We start from the raw sequence: 18,057 nt of genomic DNA, 5'->3' as shown, positions 1-18,057 counted from the left end.
TCGGGAATCATGCCTATATGTCGGATAAATTAACGACATTTGCAAAAGTAATTCCCTGTCTCTTATTGATTAGTTATGGAACAGGGTTGTGTACTGCTGATAACAAACAACAACATTTAATAATAATGAGAAAGTTACTATTTGCTCTTATTGGTACCATTTTCTTTGGTATTTCTACTTCTGCACAGAAGAAGTTTTCTGTTTATGCCGTTGGTTTTTATAATCAAGAGAATCTTTTTGATTATACCCATGATGAAGGAAAGAATGATTATGATTTCACACCGAATGGTAGTTATCATTGGAATGAAATGAAATATAGCCATAAGTTGCATAACATGTCAACTGTATTATCAGAGATGGGTACGGATGTTTTACCGAATGTTGGTTGTGCTGTGATTGGATTGGCTGAGATTGAGAATGAACATGTCATGCGTGATTTAGTAGCTCAGCCTGCTTTGGCTGCTCGTGGTTATAAGTTTGTGCATATAGAAGGTCCTGATCATCGTGGCATTGATTGCGCTTTGATTTATAATCCTAATCTTTTTACTATTCGCAACACAAAGTTAGTTCCATACGTTTATGATCTTCCGCAGGATAGTACACGTGCAACCCGTGGATTCCTTACGGTTAGTGGAACCTTAGCTGGTGAACATTTGACGGTTGTCGTTTGTCACCTTCCTAGTCGTGGGGCTGGTTCTTATTATCGAGAATTAGGTGCGAAGCAGGTGAAAGCTTTGAAAGATTCATTACTTCTTGATGATCCACAGGTAAAAGTATTAGTAATGGGTGATATGAATGATGATCCAACGAATAAGAGTATCCATGAGTGTCTATCTGCGAAAGCTGAAATTAATGAGGTCGGTGCTGATGATATGTATAATCCATGGTACAATCTCTTAGTAAAGGAGGGAACTGGAACCTTACAATATCAAGGTAAATGGAATCTCTTTGATCAGATTATCATGACGCCGAATCTATTAAATAAGGATGGTAAAAAGGATTTCTCTCAGTTGAAATTCTGGAAGAATCAGATCTTCCGTCGGGATTATCTCTTCCAAGAGACTGGTAAATATAAAGGAAATACAAAGCGTACTACGGCTGGTGGTGTTTGGTCGGATGGTTATTCTGATCACTTGCCAGTGGTAACTTATTTTGTTAAGCAGCAGCAGTAGTAGAGGGTTATTAGCCTAATTAGGCAAATAGGGCTAATTAGGCAAATTAGTCTAATTTGATAATAATAAGACAATGGAAATTGAAACTCATCCTTTTGAGCCATGGTTACCGAGTAATGCGAAGTTATTATTGTTAGGAACCTTCCCACCAGCCCCCAAGCGGTGGTGTATGGAATGGTATTATCCTAATTACACAAATGATATGTGGCGCATATTTGGTTATATATTCTTTGGTGATAAGCAGTATTTTGTAGATGAGGAAAACAAAACTTACAAGCTAGAACTACTGAAAGCCTTTCTGAAAGAAAAAGGAATTGCTATCTTCGATACTGCATTACGCATCCGAAGAACGACTGGGACTGCGGCTGATAAGGACTTGGAGATTGTTGAACCAGCCGACCTTGATGGTATGCTTCGAGTCCTTCCAGAGTGTAAAGCAGTATTGGCAGCAGGACAATTAGCTACAAAGGTGTTTACAGATCATTATCAAATAGATGCTCGTAAGATGAAGATGGGCGACTATAAGGAGTTTTCATTCGAAGGGCGAACCCTCAAACTCTATCGCGAACCCAGTAGTAGTCGCGCCTATCCGATGAAAGTCGAGAAGAAGTCTGAATATTATGTACAGATGTTGAAGGACATAGGATTATTCGATGAATGATAATCCGATAATAAAAAAGGAAATAAAATCAAAAAAGATGAAAGATAAGATTACAATCATTGGCATTGCTGGGGGTACTGGCTCGGGAAAGACTACTGTTGTTAAGAAAATTGTTGAGAGCCTTCCGCCTCATTATGTTGCTGTCGTTCCCTTGGACTCTTATTATAATGACACGACGGGGCTTACCGATGAGGAGCGAAAAGCCATCAATTTTGACCATCCTGATGCGTTCGATTGGAAGCTATTGATTAAGCATGTGAATGAATTGCGTGAGGGAAAAGCGGTTGAACAACCCACCTATAGCTACATTCTTAGCAATCGTTTGCCTGAAACCATCCATGTAGAACCCAAACCTGTTATTATCGTTGAGGGTATTATGGCACTGAGTAACAGGAAGTTGAGAGAGATGATGGACCTCAAAATCTTTGTTGATTGTGACTCTGACGAGCGTTTAATTCGTAATATTCAGCGTGATACTATCGATCGTGGTCGTACTGTTTCTATGGTTGTTGACCGTTATTTGGAGGTGCTTAAACCCATGCACGAGCAGTTTATTGAGCCAACAAAGCGTTATGCTGATTTGATTATCCCACAAGGTGGTGAGAATGTGAAGGGAATCAACATCCTTTGCAGGTATATTGAAGGGTTGATGCCAAAGAAATAAATTGATAAAGATGTGCTTCGGAAGGCACATCTTTTTATTTTTGTAGCCTTAGCAGATGAATTAAAGAGGTGTAGAGAGAAGTGAACGCTTGCTCTTTATAATTTATTTGTGCGGACAGACGAGGGCGTCTGTCCCTACATTAAGGGGGATTGTTAGCTTCTTTAATTTGTAATAGAATATTGCTAATTCCGAGCTTGTAATTGCGTTATTTTCGACGAGTATAAGAGTTGTACTCAAATACACGAATTATGAGAGCTTTTTAGTATACTCCTGTAAGATGTTGATAACCAGTGTTTTATAGAAATCGAACCTGCTATTTACTCATAAATATTATACTTTTTTAGCAAAATGTACCTACTTTTTCATAAAAAAGTATATACATTTTACCAAAAACCTATATACATTTTACCAAAAACGTATATACGTTTTACTCAAAACGTATATACGTTCTATTTTAAGGGATATTTCTTCGATTTAAATCGCTAGATTGAAAATTTCGTTTGTAAAGTATATTCTAATAATAAGGAGGTTATGAACAGTCTGTCATAACCTCCTTTTCTATCCTTTTGCCTATCTCTTTCTGACGAAATAGACCTATCGAAATCTTTGGAATGGTATTTTAATATTCAATTTTATCCGTCTTTTTATTCCAAATTCGGAATGCCTCGAGCCCTTCCTCACGCATCAAAATCTCTGAAGGCTTCTTGCGATATTGTGGTTTTACTTCTATCTCTTGATAGATAAAATCGTCATCAAAACCTATATCGGCAGCATCTTTTCGGTCATTTGCATAGTAGATTTTATCCAAATGTGCCCAATAAATTGCACCGAGGCACATAGGGCATGGCTCGCAGGAGGTGTAAATTTCGCATCCTGTGAGGTCGAAAGTGCCCAATTTCTCGCAAGCTTTTCGGATAGCCGTTACTTCGGCATGTGCCGTTGGATCGTTATAAATCGTGACGCCATTACTTCCTTCTGCTATAATCTCACCTTCACGTGCAATGACAGCGCCAAAGGGACCACCACCATTGTGCACACTTTCGATGGAAAGCTCTATAGCCTTCCGCATTAATTCTTCTTTTGTCATCGTATTTCTGACCTTGTAATTACTTAATTTTTGGCTAATAACTGTGGATAAATCTTATTGAAAACATCACGCAATAGAGTCTCATTTTCAATGGTTTTGCGTATGATTTCTAAGTTCTTAGCATTCGGTGAAACTGGAATCCATAGTTTGAGATAGCCCGTCCGACTATACTTTTCCTTCATGTGATCGCGGAATCGTTCCCACATTTGTTCCTCATTCTTCTCAGGATAATTCTCAATTCCGTAGAGAATGGCACGTGAGAATACGATTTCTGGCTCTAAATCTCGATCAGCTTCAGCCACAATTTTTCCGTAAATGCTCCTAGGCGTGCGTGAACAACTGGCACGATGATCCTCAACCGCTTCCTTCATTATCTTTAATTGCTCGGGTGAAAACCACTTTTTGAGTCTTCCATCTGCCATAAGAATCTTACCGCTTGTGATGTGATGGATAGCACGAGGTCCCTCCATTCCTAGGTCGTGATAGGCAGCAATGACATACACCATGTTGACATCGGCGCCTGTTGCGGCGGCTAATGCTAGTGAGTTTTTGATCACTCGCTGCACGTGTCCGAGTCCATGACTCCTTCCGAAAGCGTTGTAACGGGGTAGAATCTGCTGTTCCACAAATGTCATTATTTCGAGATTGGGCTGTTGCATGGGAATTGTTTGTATTTAAAAAATGAAGAAATGGGGTGAGATTGAGGGAAAACGACTCTCGGGCTGATGCAATATTATGAAATAAGCACCACGATTGTGGTTAGTATTCCATAGATAAGGATATTCCGAGCCGTGAGAGCCAGCACCTTATTTAGTTCCCGCCCTTGCTTGATTTGCACCATATACCGCTGTGTTTTGGTGTGCAAGAAGATATAAGGGATATAGATAATCAGCGGAATTACGTAAGCTTTCCACCCATTGTTATCGGGGTTGAAGCGTCCTTGTATGGTGAAAATGATGGCGAGTAAACCTAAAAAGTTATAGAGTTTTTCTGCTTTCCTTGCTCCGATTCTCACAATTAGAGTCATCTTTCCGCTCTTTTTGTCGTTGTCTCTATCCCGATAATTATTGACAATTAGGAGCGTATCAATAACCAATCCGCACGCAATGCTTGTCATAATTACCTCAGGATAAATGCCTTGTAACGTGGATGAAAGGATAACGTAAGTGGTAAAGGTAACTGGAATGATACCGAAAAAAACCAATACAAGTACATCACCCAAGCCTAGATAGGAAAAAAAGGTGGTGTATAAGAAGGCGAAAAGTACGCAGGCTGCACCAACAAGTACCATTTGCCATCCGCCATAAAATACGAGAGGAAGTCCAACGAGACTAGCGAGCAGAGAGGTAATGACCAATCCTTTGCGCATAGCTGGCAGTGTAATCCATCCTTCCGTACAGGCACGTTTAGGACCAAGGCGCGTCTCTTTGTCGTCACTTCCCTTTACGCAATCGAAATAATCATTGATGAAATTAGAGTCAATCTGCATTAAAAAGGCAAAAAGGAAACAGAGTAGGGCAGGGAAGAAACGGAAGTTTTCAGCTCCACCCATCTTCCAAGCCCATGCCGTTCCTATCATTACAGGGACAATCGCACCCGTCAATGTCTTTGGACGAGCTGCTAGAATCCATGCAGATAGACTATTCGTTTTTATGTTGTCACGTTCTGAAATCATTTATTATAATGATGGTAAAGTCCTGATGAGGCTTGTTTAGTTAAAGAAGTTCCAACTAATACCGAATTTTAGGATACGTGGATTCAATGGATAATGCGGTGTGAAAAGATAATTTCCACCATTTCCCTCATTGAGATGCGTGAACATTATGAAGAAACGTGTGTGCTGTAATTGGAAGTTCGCATAAGCATCCAAGAGCGGATAATTACCAATCTTAGTCTTACTTGCAGCCGTTTCTTGTATTCCGAATGTGCCCATTCCTGGGATATATTCTGGTGCATAATAACTTGTGAAGTAGCGCATATCAACACCCAAGTCACATTTTAGCACACGTGCAATCTTGAATCGGATGAACAGATTACTATAAGCATTGAAAGTCGGTACTGGTAAAATGTCTTCCTTACTTGACTTCTGCAATGTCAGTACATTCTGCCAGTTGAGTATGCCTAGTTGAAAGTCCTGTTGCAGTTGTAAGGTAAGCAAACTAATAGGACTACTTGCTTGTCTAACATTCACATTGTTGTGTTGTACGAGATAGTTGTCTCCGCTTCTAACACGATCATTCTGAAGTCCGAAGTAGGTGTAGTTCTTTAAAACATCATAGCCAACACGTACCTTTGTGCGTGTACGCTGTAGTGACAATTCGCCTAATATGCGTGAATGAATCTGTTGATCAAGGTTGTTATTCCACCAATAATGCTTGCCATAGAACTGCTCCATATAGAAAGAAGGAGCCGAACGATGTAAGAAAGCCGTAGCGGCTAATTGTACCGTATCGCCGAATAAGGGGAATCCAACGTCTGCGTGACCATCAAGATGGAATTGTCCGGCACGAGTTCCTACCAGCCATGCCTCCGCACTGATGTCGTAATGGAGTGTCTTTCCTTGCGCCTTGAGGAGTTGTCCTCCTACAGAAATGTCATGTTGATTCCATTTCTGTGAACCATTGATGAAAGCCGTGGCAGGCGGAATAGCTGCAGTAATTGCTGGTAATTCATAATGTCTTAACTCGTAAGATACAAAAGCTTTCAATCCTGCCTTTGCCCATTTATTGAATCCTTCGAGCAATGCTACCGCAAATGTATTCTTAAAAGACCAATGCTTTGTCCGATCGTAAATAGAATCATTCGCAGTTGTTCCATAGCTAAAGTAATTCTGCGCATAGTAATCTGTTGGGGTATCATAAGCCTGATAGATGCGTCGATAATTATCGAATCTAGCTGTATGAATAAAACTCGTCACTGGGACATATTCTTCCTTCATCCATTGAGAAGTAGAGTCTTTTGCTGCCTTATCAGCTTTATTCAATCTTGCCATCTGGGCGGAATCTTCTAAGTTTACCACCTCACGATTTCCCATTTTAAGACTATCAGCTTTATGATTAACCTGCGCAACATCGCCCGCAATGACGGCATTATCAGGGCGTCCAGAGGAACGTTGTTCCTTGTCGTATGCTTCCTCATCGAAGGTGTCACCATTTGCTTTTGCTATTCGGCGCGCCTTTTCCTTCGCTTTTGCCTCTGCTTGAGCCTGTTGTGATTTGAGAGCAAACTTCTTTGCCTTAATCTCTTCTTCAGTCATTGGTATCTTGCGGAAGAATCCCAGACTATAGCGATGGTTGAAGAAGATATGCTGGTTATCATTTCTATTCCAGTTCTGTTTTAGGACTGTAGGAATTTCATCCTCATTGTATGAATCATTGAAAGACTCAGGGTGAGTGATATAAGCATCGTTTGTGATACCACCATTCTCTGTTACCTTCTGATGATTGAGAGAAAGGAGTAGATGAGCTTGATAACGTTCGCCTAAATAGCTTCCCCACATCGAATAATTGAAGTGGGACGTGCTTTGATTGCTATAATATCCACGACCATAGAGGTAATCAAACTTGAATCCGAAACCCCATTCTTTACCAGCATTAACAGCAAAGAGTGCCTTAAAACGATCTTCTCCGTTGGTTCTATTACCAGCGGTATTATAGGATAGAATCGTAATCGGGGAGAGGGTAGAGGTAAATTGAAAGTCCCCTGGTTGCACGATGAACATATCATACGGATCTACGAAGAAGAATTCCGAAGGTAGTTTTCTGTCAATAAAGATTCTGTTTTGCCGTGGAGAACCGAGATTCCCTAGTGTATTGTATTCGCCTCGAAGTCCTGTACTTAGTCCTCTGTTCATGAACATATAAGATAAGGTATCAGGGATAGCAGGTTTGCGATCACCGAAACGCTCATCTATTGTCCATACCTTCATGCCACGTGGAATCTCCTTATGCTGGCTTTGGATAGAATCGGAACGACCCAAATTGCGGTCTTTTCGGTATCCATCTGCAGCAAATGTGCCATCGTCTATGGGGCGGTAGTTATTGTTCTGTGCCATTGCAACGATTGTTGAAGCAATGGAAAGAACAATTAATAATATGTATTTTCTCATTAACGGATAAAACGAAGTATGCATTCGATAATCTTAAAGACCATCGCAGCAAGGATAATGATAATACCTGTTGTGGTTGATTCGCTTAAGAAGTAAACTGCTACACCCACGATTGCACCAAGCATAAAGATAATGTTTAGTTTCTGGCGAATCGGTAAGAAGCGGTCTTTGGGTTCTTGCCTGTGTAAGCGATGGTCGAGTCTTCTTGCTGTACTATTTTGTATTTCCATTTGTTGGTTATTTGCTTGTTATTAATTAAAAGATGAAATAGATGCCGTTTGCCTTTTATTGTAGGGCTTCACGGAATCCTTGGAAAATACTATCTTTACGGTCGATAGTAGCTTTGCGGAACTTACCAGATACAGGAAGGAGACGCGTCTGTTTCTTATTCATTGAATAGTGGTCAGTAATCCACTTCTCCGCTGTATAATTGGTTACATTTCCCTGAACATCATAGCTATATGTGATTCTACTCATACTCAATGTAGCCAATCCATCCTTACATGTTGCTTGTAGTACATAGTTACATTGTGTATAGTCGAGGGATAGAAATGTAGAAGAAAAAATGAGTTTCTCTCGTATTGTTGCGACGATACTATGCTCATTCTTATTCACCAATGCTACCTTACTACCTTCTAATTGGTTGCTTCCTTCTGTGAGTTTGGTTAGATAAGCGTATGCCTTATCATATAATTCAGTTGCTGTTGCACCAGGAACATTAACATCTTCTGTCCATATAACTTGTCCATTTATTTCAGGTACAATGCCTGGTTGAAGATAAATATCATTTGTGTTCTTACTGTCTGCAACTTTATTATTTGCCTTTACTGCTGCTTTATCAGGAGTAGTAGGTACGACCCAAGCATTAGAATTACCCTCTTTCTTTGGTGTGGAATCAGTGGTTGTGTCTTCTTTCTTATTACTATCCTTATTCGCTTCTTCCCTTATCTTTGCAGCCTCACGTGCTACTCGTTCGGTTTCTGCTTTTGTCTCAGCAATCTTTCGTTGTATGGCTTCAGCGTCTTTTTTCGCCTTCTCTGCTGCTTCAGACTTTGCCTTAGCCGCATTTTGTTTCGCCTTTTCTAAAGCAGCTTTCGCTTCTTCTAATTGGCGTTGCGCCTGTTCCAGTTGCTGCTCTGGCGTAAGAGTTGTTTGTGCCATAGCCATCAAAGGAAGGCACATGAATAAGAATATTAGAGTCTTCTTCATATTTCTAAACTTTATCAAGTGTCAAAATGATAAGCAAAGATAAGGAATTATACTTATATAAGGGATGTTTATAAATACTTTTAACGTTTTCTTTCCTCATGCTATAATCGTTCTTTCATGTAAGTTCCCTATGCTGCAATTATCTTTCCTATATAATATAAGGTGTAATTCCAATCGTATTATCTATAATGTGACTATCTCAAGTTCTTTTCAATTACCTTCCCAATTCCCTTCCCAATCCCTAGCAAACAATACATTTCACTCCCCTCTCCATTCGGAGAGGGGTTGGGGGTGAGGCTGGTTGGGTCGAGTGTTGAGGGCTTCTTTTTTCCTAATTTATTTGGCTAGTTAATTTATTCTTCTTACCTTTGCCGCCGTGAAACAATTAGCAATAACATATCAAGTGAACGAAGTACTGCAAAGAATTATCGAATTCTTTGCATCTTTTTGCACTTTATCTTTGGTCAATCCAAATAATTTGCTAACACACACACACACACACACACACACACACACAATATGCGCACCTAGCGTTTAATAACACATTTTTTCTTCTCGCATACGCGCGCGCGAAGCGTGCCGTAACTCCTGTAAACAAAGGACTTTCAATAGTTTCCTTTGTTCGCTTTTTTATGCCCTTTTCTGAACTCGATTTAGAGCAAAATAAGAACGAAATAACAGCTATTTTAATCAATAAACAAGTAGGATACGCTGACTCCGTATCCTTTAAAATTAAACGAAATGATGGTAATTGAAAGAAAGATTTATCAAAAGCCCCAGTGCAACATTGTTTGTACGGAGACAGAAGCTCTCTTGGTTCATGCCAGTGGTAATGCTGGTACAATTCAACCAGGTGTAGTAACGGGCGATGCAAAACGTAACTTTTTTAACGATGAAGAGGAAGACCAAGGTGGGACTTCTTGGAATAGTACGGAAAACGATTAAGAATTATCAGAAAGGAAAAGAAATGAATAAGTTTATGAAGAGAACGACTATTGGTTCAGTAATGCGAGGTATATGTTACGGCTTTGCAGCTTTATTGTTTGCTGCCAGCTGTGCTAATGATGACGTTGCACAGGATGAAAAGCAGAAGAAAGATAATATTCCAGCTGGTACAACTGTCTTTACAGGTACGTCTCAACCAGATGCAACAACACGTACAGCCATTCTTAATCATACAAAGGGCACAGGTGCTTCCGTAAATTGGAGCAGTACTGACAAGATATGGGTAAAAGATGATGGAGGAACGTGGCAGCAAAGTGCTGCGGCGACAATACCTTCTGCAGCAAACCAGTCTTTTGCTAAGTTTTCGTTGTCTGGTACATATACAGGGACTTCACATGATATTATTTACACCAATACGGCTGTTACAGGATCTCAACCACAAGTAGAGATTAAAGCAACACAAACGCAGTCTGCTCCAAATAACTTTGATCATGCTGGTGAATCTGGAGATTACGGAATTGCAACAGGTAATAAAGCTGGTAATGATTATACATTCACACTTAACCATAAAGCCTCCTATCTTTGCTTAATTCCTCGTACCAATAACGAATATGTAAAGCGCAGCACGTTGATTAAGGTTGAGATTATGAGCGATGATGAGATTGCAGGAACTTACAATATGGCTGCTGATGGCACACTTACGCTTGCTTCAGGTGGTTCTAAGACGATTACAGTAACAACAGGTTCGGGCTTCGCAATAGACAATACTACTGATGATATGAGCAAGAATGCTACTTATGCAGTCGTTGCTCCTGGTACTCATACTTTCCGTATTCGCTACTGGCTTCGCAATACAACGGACAATCCAGATGGTACAATAGAAGGAACAGTCTCTAAAATTGTTACAATTAACTGTACAGCTGGTTCAATTCATGATATAACAGCGAATCTTGATCCGCATGATTACGACGGTGATAATTATTATATGTGGGACGCACAGGAACAGTTCTGGAAAGGATATGAATGGAATAAAGGGGGTAGTCAGCCAACACTTAATATGGGCAGAAGTAATGTCTATGCTAAAAGTAACACAGACTCACGTTACTATAACGAAAGTTACCCAGGTCCTGGCATTAGTAATCCTGCCACTCATTCATGTGCCAATCTCCCTAACATAAATGAGTTAACGTGGTATGCAGTAAAAGGAAATCCATGTGTGGATACTGACGAATTATGGACTACAATGGGACACTTATATAAAGGAGGAATGTGGTTTAAGAAGAAAATGCACATAAGCGGATTTAATACAAATACTGCTGTAGATGGAATCGATTGGCGGTTAAAAAAGGACAACGATGGATGGATAGCATCAACTATCCTTCCTTCCGCAGCCGATGCTAACAATTACTTTTATCTTCCCGCTTTGGGTTACTCCAGCTCTGATTTGTTGTATGGTATTGGCATTGAGGGCCATTATTGGTCATCCAGTGCTTCGGCAGGTGGTCAAACAGATATAGCATACTGTTTAAATTTTTATAGTGGTTATGTCTTTATATCTAATAGTTATCGCTATGGTGGATACAGAATCGGGGTGTTTGAGTAGTCCGTGCGTTTGTCCCTTTACAGGTGTCGCACTCTAAGAAGCCTCACCCCAACCCTCCCCGAAAGGGGAGGGAGTGCCTAACGGGTAGGGCTTCTGCTCAATGCGTATTCCGTTGTAGCGCTCACCGCATCTACGTGCTAGCGGATGCGTATTTAGCTACTCGTAGATACGCATTGCGCAGTTGTTAGATGCGTATCTAACGGCAACGCTCACCGCATCTATCAGAACGTAGATACGTATTCGGCAGCAAGGCAATACGCATCTGGCAGGAGGAGGATGCTGAAAGGGTGACAAAATGAAGTGGTGAGAGGAGGAAAATTAATCAAGGAAATAGAATGGGGCAGCATGAAGATGCAAGAAGAAAGCTGCGGAAGCGTACTGCTCTACGCTATGATAAACAACAGTTATTTAATAATTTAAAAACCTAAGAATCATGAGATTTAAATTAGTTCAAAAGAAGAATCCGCAGAAGCGGGAGGAAGTGAAGTTTTATGCCAATCCGGTAAACGTTGGGCATAAGTCACTGGACGACATTGCACGTGACATTGCGGGACGTTCGTCCTTGACACGTGGTGATGTGTCGAACGTGTTGTATAACTTCATTGATTGTCTGCCACATTACCTCCGTGATGGTTTCAGTATTCAGCTGGGTAATTTTGGTTCGATGCGTGTCACGTTGTCGAGCAAAGGGGCAGAAACGGAAAAAGCTTTTAAGACTGAGACGATTAAGCCTCGTGTGGTCTTCACACCAGGAACGGAATTGAAGAGAGAGTTGGCTGCAAACTCCTACGAATCGTAGAGGAAGAAAGATGAAGAGGAAAAAAGCCTCACCCCCGCCCCCTCTCCAAAAGGCGAGGGGAGTGAAGAACACCCTGAACCACAGGTAGGGTAAAGCCCCACCCAAGAAAGCCTCCCCAAGCCCCTCCAAAGGAGGGGATGTCCCTATTGGATATAGTTTGAAACGACTGAAAGCATGTAAGTAGGGTTAGGGACATCCCCTCCTTTGGAGGGGCTTGGGGAGGCTTTTACCACGGGAGCATTTTAAGATTGATTCAGGGTATCAATCGTTCTGTAATAAGACAATCGATTATATTAATTGTGAAATTAATGTCTTTCAAAACTAGTGTATTAATTTGGTTCTCTCGCTTCCGTGGTACACAGCCTCACCCCAAGCTAACGGGGTGAGGCTTTTGTGTGAGACAGAAGAACATGGGAGTTAGAGACAAAATGACAGAAGAACATATTATTTAAGGACATAAGTTTTGGAGACAGAGTAACATACGAACATAGGGGCATGGTAACATATTAAGGCTATATGTTCGTGTGTTACTCTGTCTTTAAAGTATGATATTCTGTCTAAGGATATTGAGTTTATTTTGTTTCGAGCTGCTTTTGCAATCGGATAATCTCATCACGATATTGTGCAGCTTGTAAGAAGTCGAGATCTTTCGCAGCTTGTTTCATAAGAGCTGTTGTGTTGGCAATACTCTTCTCTAATTGCTCTTTCGTCATCCGCATAATGATAGGATCAGCTGCAAATGCCATTGATTGTGTAGGTTCGGCATATATGCCTTTTGTTCCTTTAGCAAAGGGAAATGCTTGTGCCGTTGTAGAGCGTCCAGTTTTTGGCAAAGTATCCTTAATCGCCTTGACAATTTGCTTTGGTGTGATGTGATGTTCCTCGTTGTATTTGAGCTGCTTCACACGTCTTCGCATTGTCTCATCAATGGTTCGCTGCATACTTTCGGTTATGTTATCCGCATACATGATCACCTTTCCGTTTACGTTACGGGCTGCACGTCCGGCTGTCTGCGTAAGACTTCTATGACTACGGAGGAATCCTTCTTTATCCGCATCAAGTATGGCGACAAGCGATACTTCCGGGAGATCAAGTCCTTCACGCAATAGGTTCACACCAACAAGAACGTCATATAGTCCTGCTCGCAAATCATTGATGATTTTGACGCGATCAAGACTGGCAACGTCACTATGGATATAGGCTGTTCGGATGTCGTGATTGAGTAAGTATTCCGTCAATTCCTCCGCCATTCGCTTTGTTAAGGTTGTTACCAATACTCGCTCCTCCTTTTCTGCACGGATAACAATCTCGTTCATTAAATCATCAATCTGATTCTCTGAAGGACGAACCTCAATCTCTGGATCAAGTAATCCTGTAGGTCGAATTAATTGCTCAACAACAACTCCTTCTGATTCTTTCAACTCATAGTCTGCAGGTGTTGCAGACACATAGATAATTTGATGAATCAGGTTATGGAACTCTTCAAACTTTAATGGTCGGTTGTCAAAAGCCGCAGGTAAACGGAATCCATATTCAACAAGGTTTGTCTTACGCGCTCGGTCACCACCGTACATTGCTGAAATCTGAGGTACACTTACATGGCTCTCATCAATGACCATCAGGTAATCTTTCGGAAAGAAATCAAGTAGGCAATAGGGTCGCTGTCCAGCCTTTCTACCATCGAAGTAACGTGAATAGTTCTCAATACCGGAACAATGACCAAGTTCCTTAATCATTTCAATGTCATATTCAACCCGCTCCTTTATGCGTTGTGCCTTGATATTGTCCCCCAGTTGAGTAAAGAAGTCAACTTGCTTTACCATATCATCCTGTATCTGTCGGATGGCACCTTCTGTCTGTTCTTTTGATGTAACAAAGAGATTTGCAGGATATAGCTCATAATCATCAAAAGTGGCAATTCTATGGAATGCTATTGGGTCAACTTCTTCGATAGTGTCAATCTCATCGTCCCACCAAGTAATGCGCAAGATATTGTCATTGTAAGCCATTGCAATATCGACAGTGTCTCCTTTTACTCGGAAGTTTCCGCGTTGTAAATCAATATCATTTCGCGTGTATAAGGAATCAACGAGGCGTCGTAAAAACTCATTTCGATCGATGATTTGCCCTTTCTTGATATGGATGACATTCTCCTTCATTGCGACTGGAGCACCCATACCATATATACATGAAACGGATGAGACCACAATTACATCTTTACGACCTGATAATAGAGAAGAAACAGCAGAAAGCCTTAGCTTGTCTATTTCATCATTTATAGCAAGATCTTTCTCAATGTAAACATCAGTTGTGGGTAAGTAAGCTTCAGGCTGGTAATAATCATAATACGAGACATAATATTCCACAGCATTCTCTGGGAAAAACGCTTTCATTTCCTCGTAAAGTTGGGCTGCTAGAGTCTTGTTATGTGATAAGATAAGCGTTGGTTTATTCACGTTTGCAATCACATTGGCTACTGTAAACGTCTTACCTGATCCCGTTACTCCTAATAAAACTTGGCTTTTATCTCCACGTTCTAATCCCTCGGTCAATTCCTTAATAGCCTCAGGTTGGTCACCCGTAGGCTTATACTTTGATGTTAATTTGAAGTTCATTATATCTGTAAAAAGGAGAACAATCTTTGGATGGCAAAGGTACGAAAATCAAGTGATAGTATCTCATTAATAGTGATTTTTTGCTAAAAAAGCAAGGTGCCTTTGTGTATTTATAGAATAATGTGTAACTTTGCATTTCAAAATTAATATATGAAGAAGAGTTTTTTAATAGGCATTTGTGTTGCTTTGCTCTTAACAAGTTGTGCTCATGAATATAATCAGGTCTACAAGACAACTGATAACAATTATAAGTATGAGTTCGCTAAAGAGTGTTTCGCAAAGGGAAAATACGGCTTTGCTGTTCCTTTGTTACAGGATCTTGTAACAATAGAAAAGGGTACTGATAATGCTGAGGAATGCCTTTATATGTTGGCAATGGGTGAATATGGATTGAAGGACTATGAAGCTGCTTCAGAGACTTTCAAGAAGTATTACCAAACTTATCCACGTGGAAGGTATGCCGAAATGGCATCCTTTTATATTGGTCAGAGTCTTTTTGAGGGAACGCCAGAAGCACGTCTTGATCAGACTCCCACAATTGCTGCAATAGCTGCTTTCCAAGATTACTTAGATATTTTCCCAGAAGGGAAGATGAAGAGTACAGCTCAACAACGCCTCTTCGATTTGCAGGATAAACTTATTCGTAAGGAGTATCTGAATGCAAAGCTTTATTATAATCTCGGTTCATATTTTGGTAATTGTACCAGTGGTGGCAATAATTATGAGGCATGTATCATTACAGCTCAAAACGCTTTGAATGATTATCCTTATAGTAATCTTCGTGAAGATTTTTCTATCCTAATCATGAAGAGTAAGTATGAGTTGGCACAGATGAGTGTTGAGTCAAAGAAGTTACAGCGTTATCAAGATGCGGAAGATGAATGTTATGGTTTCATCAATGAATACCCTAATTCGAAAGAGCGCAAAACTGCTGAGGATTTCATAAAGAAATGTAAGCAGATAACAAAAGACTAGAAATTAAAGACTTAAAAATATAATAATAAGAATGGATTACAAGAAGTTAAAAGCACCGTCAAATACGGTAACCCGTGATGTTCAAGAACTTTGGAAGGGTACAGGTAATATTTATGAGAGTGTTGCAATTATTTCTAAAAGAGCGAACCAGATTTCTGTTGAGATAAAGCAAGACTTGAGTAAGAAACTTGCAGAGTTTGCTTCTTATAACGACTCTCTCGAAGAGGTTTTTGAGAATCGTGAGCAGATAGAAATTAGCCGCTATTATGAGAAGTTGCCTAAACCAACATTGTTGGCTACGCAAGAGTTCTTAGATGGTGATGTTTATTGGCGTGATCCTTCTAAGGAGGCACAAGAAGAGGAAGAATTGTAATCATGATACAAAGGAAACAAACAATCTTCTTGTTTCTGGCATTGATAGTAACGCTTGCCTGTCTTTGCCTACCGATTGGTAGTTTTGAGCCACAAGGGATGGGTGCTGATAATCAGTTGATGAATCTTTGGCTTACTGATGCAAACGGAGGAAGGAACTTTAACGTTTGGGCATTGTTTGCTATACTTTTAGTTACTTGTCCAATAGATTTGTTTGCAATTTTCGACTATCACAATCGTAAGCGTCAAGCTCGTTTCTGCTTGTTTTCTATGTTGATGATTATTGGGTGGTATGTTGTATATGGCGTATTCAGTCAGGTGTTAATGACTGGGTTTACTTTCCATATAGAATTTGCAGCATGTCTGCCACTGATTGCATTTATTCTTTTATGGTTGGCTCGTCATGCTATTCTTGCCGATGAGGCTTTGGTCAGAGCAGCTGATAGAATAAGATAATAATATTTTATTATAATATAATGTGGTATCAAAGGCATACTTTAAGTAGCTTTTGATACCATATTTTTTTATTTGAATCTTGCATGAAGAACTTCACTTTGACGAAAGTATATATTGTGAGGCACAATAGTACATTTTGTGGGGCACGAAAGTATATATTGTCAGGGACACGCAATGCGTATATCTGATTATCAATAGCTATTAGGCAGTAAAAATTGTCCTATAAGACAATTTCAAGAGTCTTAGTACGGAATTATATTTTGGACCATTCAGTCTGTAGCTTTTCTTTACATTCTTATTGTGCTGACTATAGACTATTTTTGGAAAGAAATTTAAGCCTGATAAACTTATCTTGTTATAGTAATAATATTGTCTCTAATTTTATCCACGTTTATTACCTAATAATAAAATAAAAATGTTAATTTTGTAGCGTGTTTCTTCAGAGACACAATGACATCGTTGAAAAAATAAGAGGCGTTATGCTTATCTTGTAAGTCGAGAACCTAGGAAATTCAAGACACTTGCACAAGGATAGCATAGTGGTTCTCACGCTATAGCGTGGGCTGCTATTACTACTTTCGTGCAATGGGTTTTCCTAGGACCTTCGACTTAGAATGTGGACATAGCCAGTTCACGCTTCTGTATTATTAATCCTATTACTAACTTTTTAAGGGCTAAACGGACTGGATAAAGGCTCAATAATTGACTATGGACAAACAAGAATTGTATGAAAAATGGGTAGACAAGGTCTGCCAGTATATCGAGAGTGTAGGTCCTGAAATTAACTGTACAAGTTGTGCAATGCAGTCTAAACCTGTGTTGGATAAATCTCCACAGGTAGTATTCCTTGGCTACAATGCCCATGAACCCTTCCCTTATCAAGGAGCAAACAAGGAACGATTTTATGAAGGAAATCCTTACTTTTACACTGAGCGTGAAAAGTGGCCTGTATGGGGAAAACTCTATGCAGCCATGAAATGGGCTAAGTTTACAGAGCCTATGGAAGATGGTAATTTCGTGTTTATGAATGCTGTCTATTTTGGCAGTCAGGATATCAAGGGTCTGAAAGCCAAGAAAGGAAGTGCTGAAATCATCAATCAATGTCTTGATTTCAGTGCGGAAGTTATCAAGGATATTTATCATCCAAAAGCCGTGGTCTGCTTCTCTATACCCGATTGCTTTACTCCTTTTGTCAATCGTTTAAACATTAAGGAAGTAGAGAGCATAGTTCCCCCAATAGTTAATGGAGAACCTGCTAAACACGGTGTAGCAAAAGCGATGTGGGGCGATATAAAGATTATAGGTATACCCCACCCCTCAAGCAGGATCAGTTATGATGATTTGGGGGCAATCGCAATGTATCTGCAAAATGAACTTTAAATAAATAAACT

General features: G+C 40.1%; 16 protein-coding genes and 1 pseudogene. 10 read left to right on the top strand and 7 right to left on the bottom strand.

The genetic code is table 11. The annotated features are described in order from the left end of the window. The first annotated feature begins 125 nt into the window (after positions 1 to 125). The 3 genes from F0475_RS09395 (at position 126) to udk (ending at position 2,497) form a co-directional block, all read left to right on the top strand. Positions 126 to 1,172, top strand: coding sequence for an endonuclease/exonuclease/phosphatase family protein (locus tag F0475_RS09395; RefSeq protein WP_155716420.1), 1,047 nt, complete (start codon positions 126 to 128; stop codon positions 1,170 to 1,172). Between the two features lie 73 nt (positions 1,173 to 1,245). Then, a complete protein-coding gene (locus tag F0475_RS09390) occupies positions 1,246 to 1,833 on the top strand; it encodes a uracil-DNA glycosylase family protein (RefSeq protein WP_155716419.1) in 588 nt (195 codons plus the stop codon). A 37-nt stretch (positions 1,834 to 1,870) separates the two neighbouring features. Continuing rightward, entirely contained in the window at positions 1,871 to 2,497 is a 627-nt protein-coding gene (udk, locus tag F0475_RS09385; protein ID WP_036894951.1) for a uridine kinase, read from the top strand. A 619-nt stretch (positions 2,498 to 3,116) separates the two neighbouring features. Here the strand turns inward: udk and F0475_RS09380 are convergent. From F0475_RS09380 to F0475_RS09355, 6 genes are all read right to left on the bottom strand, one after another. Continuing rightward, positions 3,117 to 3,584, bottom strand: coding sequence for a nucleoside deaminase (locus F0475_RS09380; RefSeq protein ID WP_155716418.1), 468 nt, complete (start codon positions 3,582 to 3,584; stop codon positions 3,117 to 3,119). 23 nt (positions 3,585 to 3,607) lie between these two features. Next, positions 3,608 to 4,243 (bottom strand): HD domain-containing protein, encoded by a 636-nt coding sequence (locus tag F0475_RS09375; RefSeq protein ID WP_009434566.1) that lies wholly within the window; start codon positions 4,241 to 4,243, stop codon positions 3,608 to 3,610. 74 nt (positions 4,244 to 4,317) lie between these two features. Next, entirely contained in the window at positions 4,318 to 5,259 is a 942-nt protein-coding gene (gene menA / locus F0475_RS09370) for a 1,4-dihydroxy-2-naphthoate octaprenyltransferase (protein WP_155716417.1), read from the bottom strand. Positions 5,260 to 5,295: 36 nt separating this feature from the next. Further along, entirely contained in the window at positions 5,296 to 7,692 is a 2,397-nt protein-coding gene (locus F0475_RS09365) for a putative porin (RefSeq protein WP_155716416.1), read from the bottom strand. Next, a complete protein-coding gene (locus tag F0475_RS09360; protein ID WP_155716415.1) occupies positions 7,692 to 7,922 on the bottom strand; it encodes a hypothetical protein in 231 nt (76 codons plus the stop codon). The genes F0475_RS09365 and F0475_RS09360 overlap by 1 nt, the downstream gene beginning before the upstream one ends. 55 nt (positions 7,923 to 7,977) lie before the next feature. Beyond that, positions 7,978 to 8,901: a DUF4468 domain-containing protein gene (locus F0475_RS09355; protein ID WP_155716414.1), complete on the bottom strand. Its 924-nt coding sequence runs from the start codon at positions 8,899 to 8,901 to the stop codon at positions 7,978 to 7,980. Positions 8,902 to 9,642: 741 nt separating this feature from the next. Between F0475_RS09355 and F0475_RS09350 the strand changes: the two genes are divergently transcribed. The 3 genes and pseudogenes from F0475_RS09350 (at position 9,643) to F0475_RS09340 (ending at position 12,341) form a co-directional block, all read left to right on the top strand. Further along, positions 9,643 to 9,846, top strand: coding sequence for a hypothetical protein (locus F0475_RS09350; RefSeq protein ID WP_155716413.1), 204 nt, complete (start codon positions 9,643 to 9,645; stop codon positions 9,844 to 9,846). A 22-nt stretch (positions 9,847 to 9,868) separates the two neighbouring features. Next, positions 9,869 to 11,449 carry a hypothetical protein gene (locus F0475_RS09345; RefSeq protein ID WP_155716412.1) on the top strand — a complete coding sequence of 527 codons (1,581 nt, stop codon included), beginning with the start codon at positions 9,869 to 9,871 and terminating at the stop codon, positions 11,447 to 11,449. A gap of 433 nt (positions 11,450 to 11,882) precedes the next feature. Beyond that, a pseudogene (locus tag F0475_RS09340) lies at positions 11,883 to 12,341 on the top strand (HU family DNA-binding protein). A 479-nt stretch (positions 12,342 to 12,820) separates the two neighbouring features. Here F0475_RS09340 and uvrB read toward each other — a convergent pair. Further along, complete coding sequence (uvrB, locus tag F0475_RS09335) at positions 12,821 to 14,863, bottom strand: excinuclease ABC subunit UvrB (RefSeq protein WP_155716411.1); 2,043 nt, start codon at positions 14,861 to 14,863, stop codon at positions 12,821 to 12,823. 150 nt (positions 14,864 to 15,013) lie between these two features. Between uvrB and F0475_RS09330 the strand changes: the two genes are divergently transcribed. The 4 genes from F0475_RS09330 (at position 15,014) to F0475_RS09315 (ending at position 18,046) form a co-directional block, all read left to right on the top strand. Continuing rightward, on the top strand, positions 15,014 to 15,838 hold the full coding sequence (locus F0475_RS09330) for an outer membrane protein assembly factor BamD (RefSeq protein ID WP_009436027.1): 825 nt from the start codon (positions 15,014 to 15,016) through the stop codon (positions 15,836 to 15,838). Positions 15,839 to 15,869: 31 nt separating this feature from the next. Further along, the gene (locus F0475_RS09325) at positions 15,870 to 16,211 is read left to right on the top strand and encodes a DNA-directed RNA polymerase subunit omega (protein ID WP_155716410.1); all 342 of its coding nucleotides are present in this window, start codon (positions 15,870 to 15,872) and stop codon (positions 16,209 to 16,211) included. 2 nt (positions 16,212 to 16,213) lie between these two features. Continuing rightward, positions 16,214 to 16,666: a DUF4293 domain-containing protein gene (locus tag F0475_RS09320; protein ID WP_009436011.1), complete on the top strand. Its 453-nt coding sequence runs from the start codon at positions 16,214 to 16,216 to the stop codon at positions 16,664 to 16,666. Positions 16,667 to 17,374: 708 nt separating this feature from the next. Continuing rightward, entirely contained in the window at positions 17,375 to 18,046 is a 672-nt protein-coding gene (locus tag F0475_RS09315) for a hypothetical protein (protein ID WP_155716409.1), read from the top strand. Positions 18,047 to 18,057: the final 11 nt, after the last annotated feature.

Origin of the sequence: Prevotella vespertina (assembly GCF_009728485.1) — a bacterium.
GTDB lineage: Bacteria > Bacteroidota > Bacteroidia > Bacteroidales > Bacteroidaceae > Prevotella > Prevotella vespertina.
This window is presented reverse-complemented; position numbering and strand designations above follow the sequence as displayed.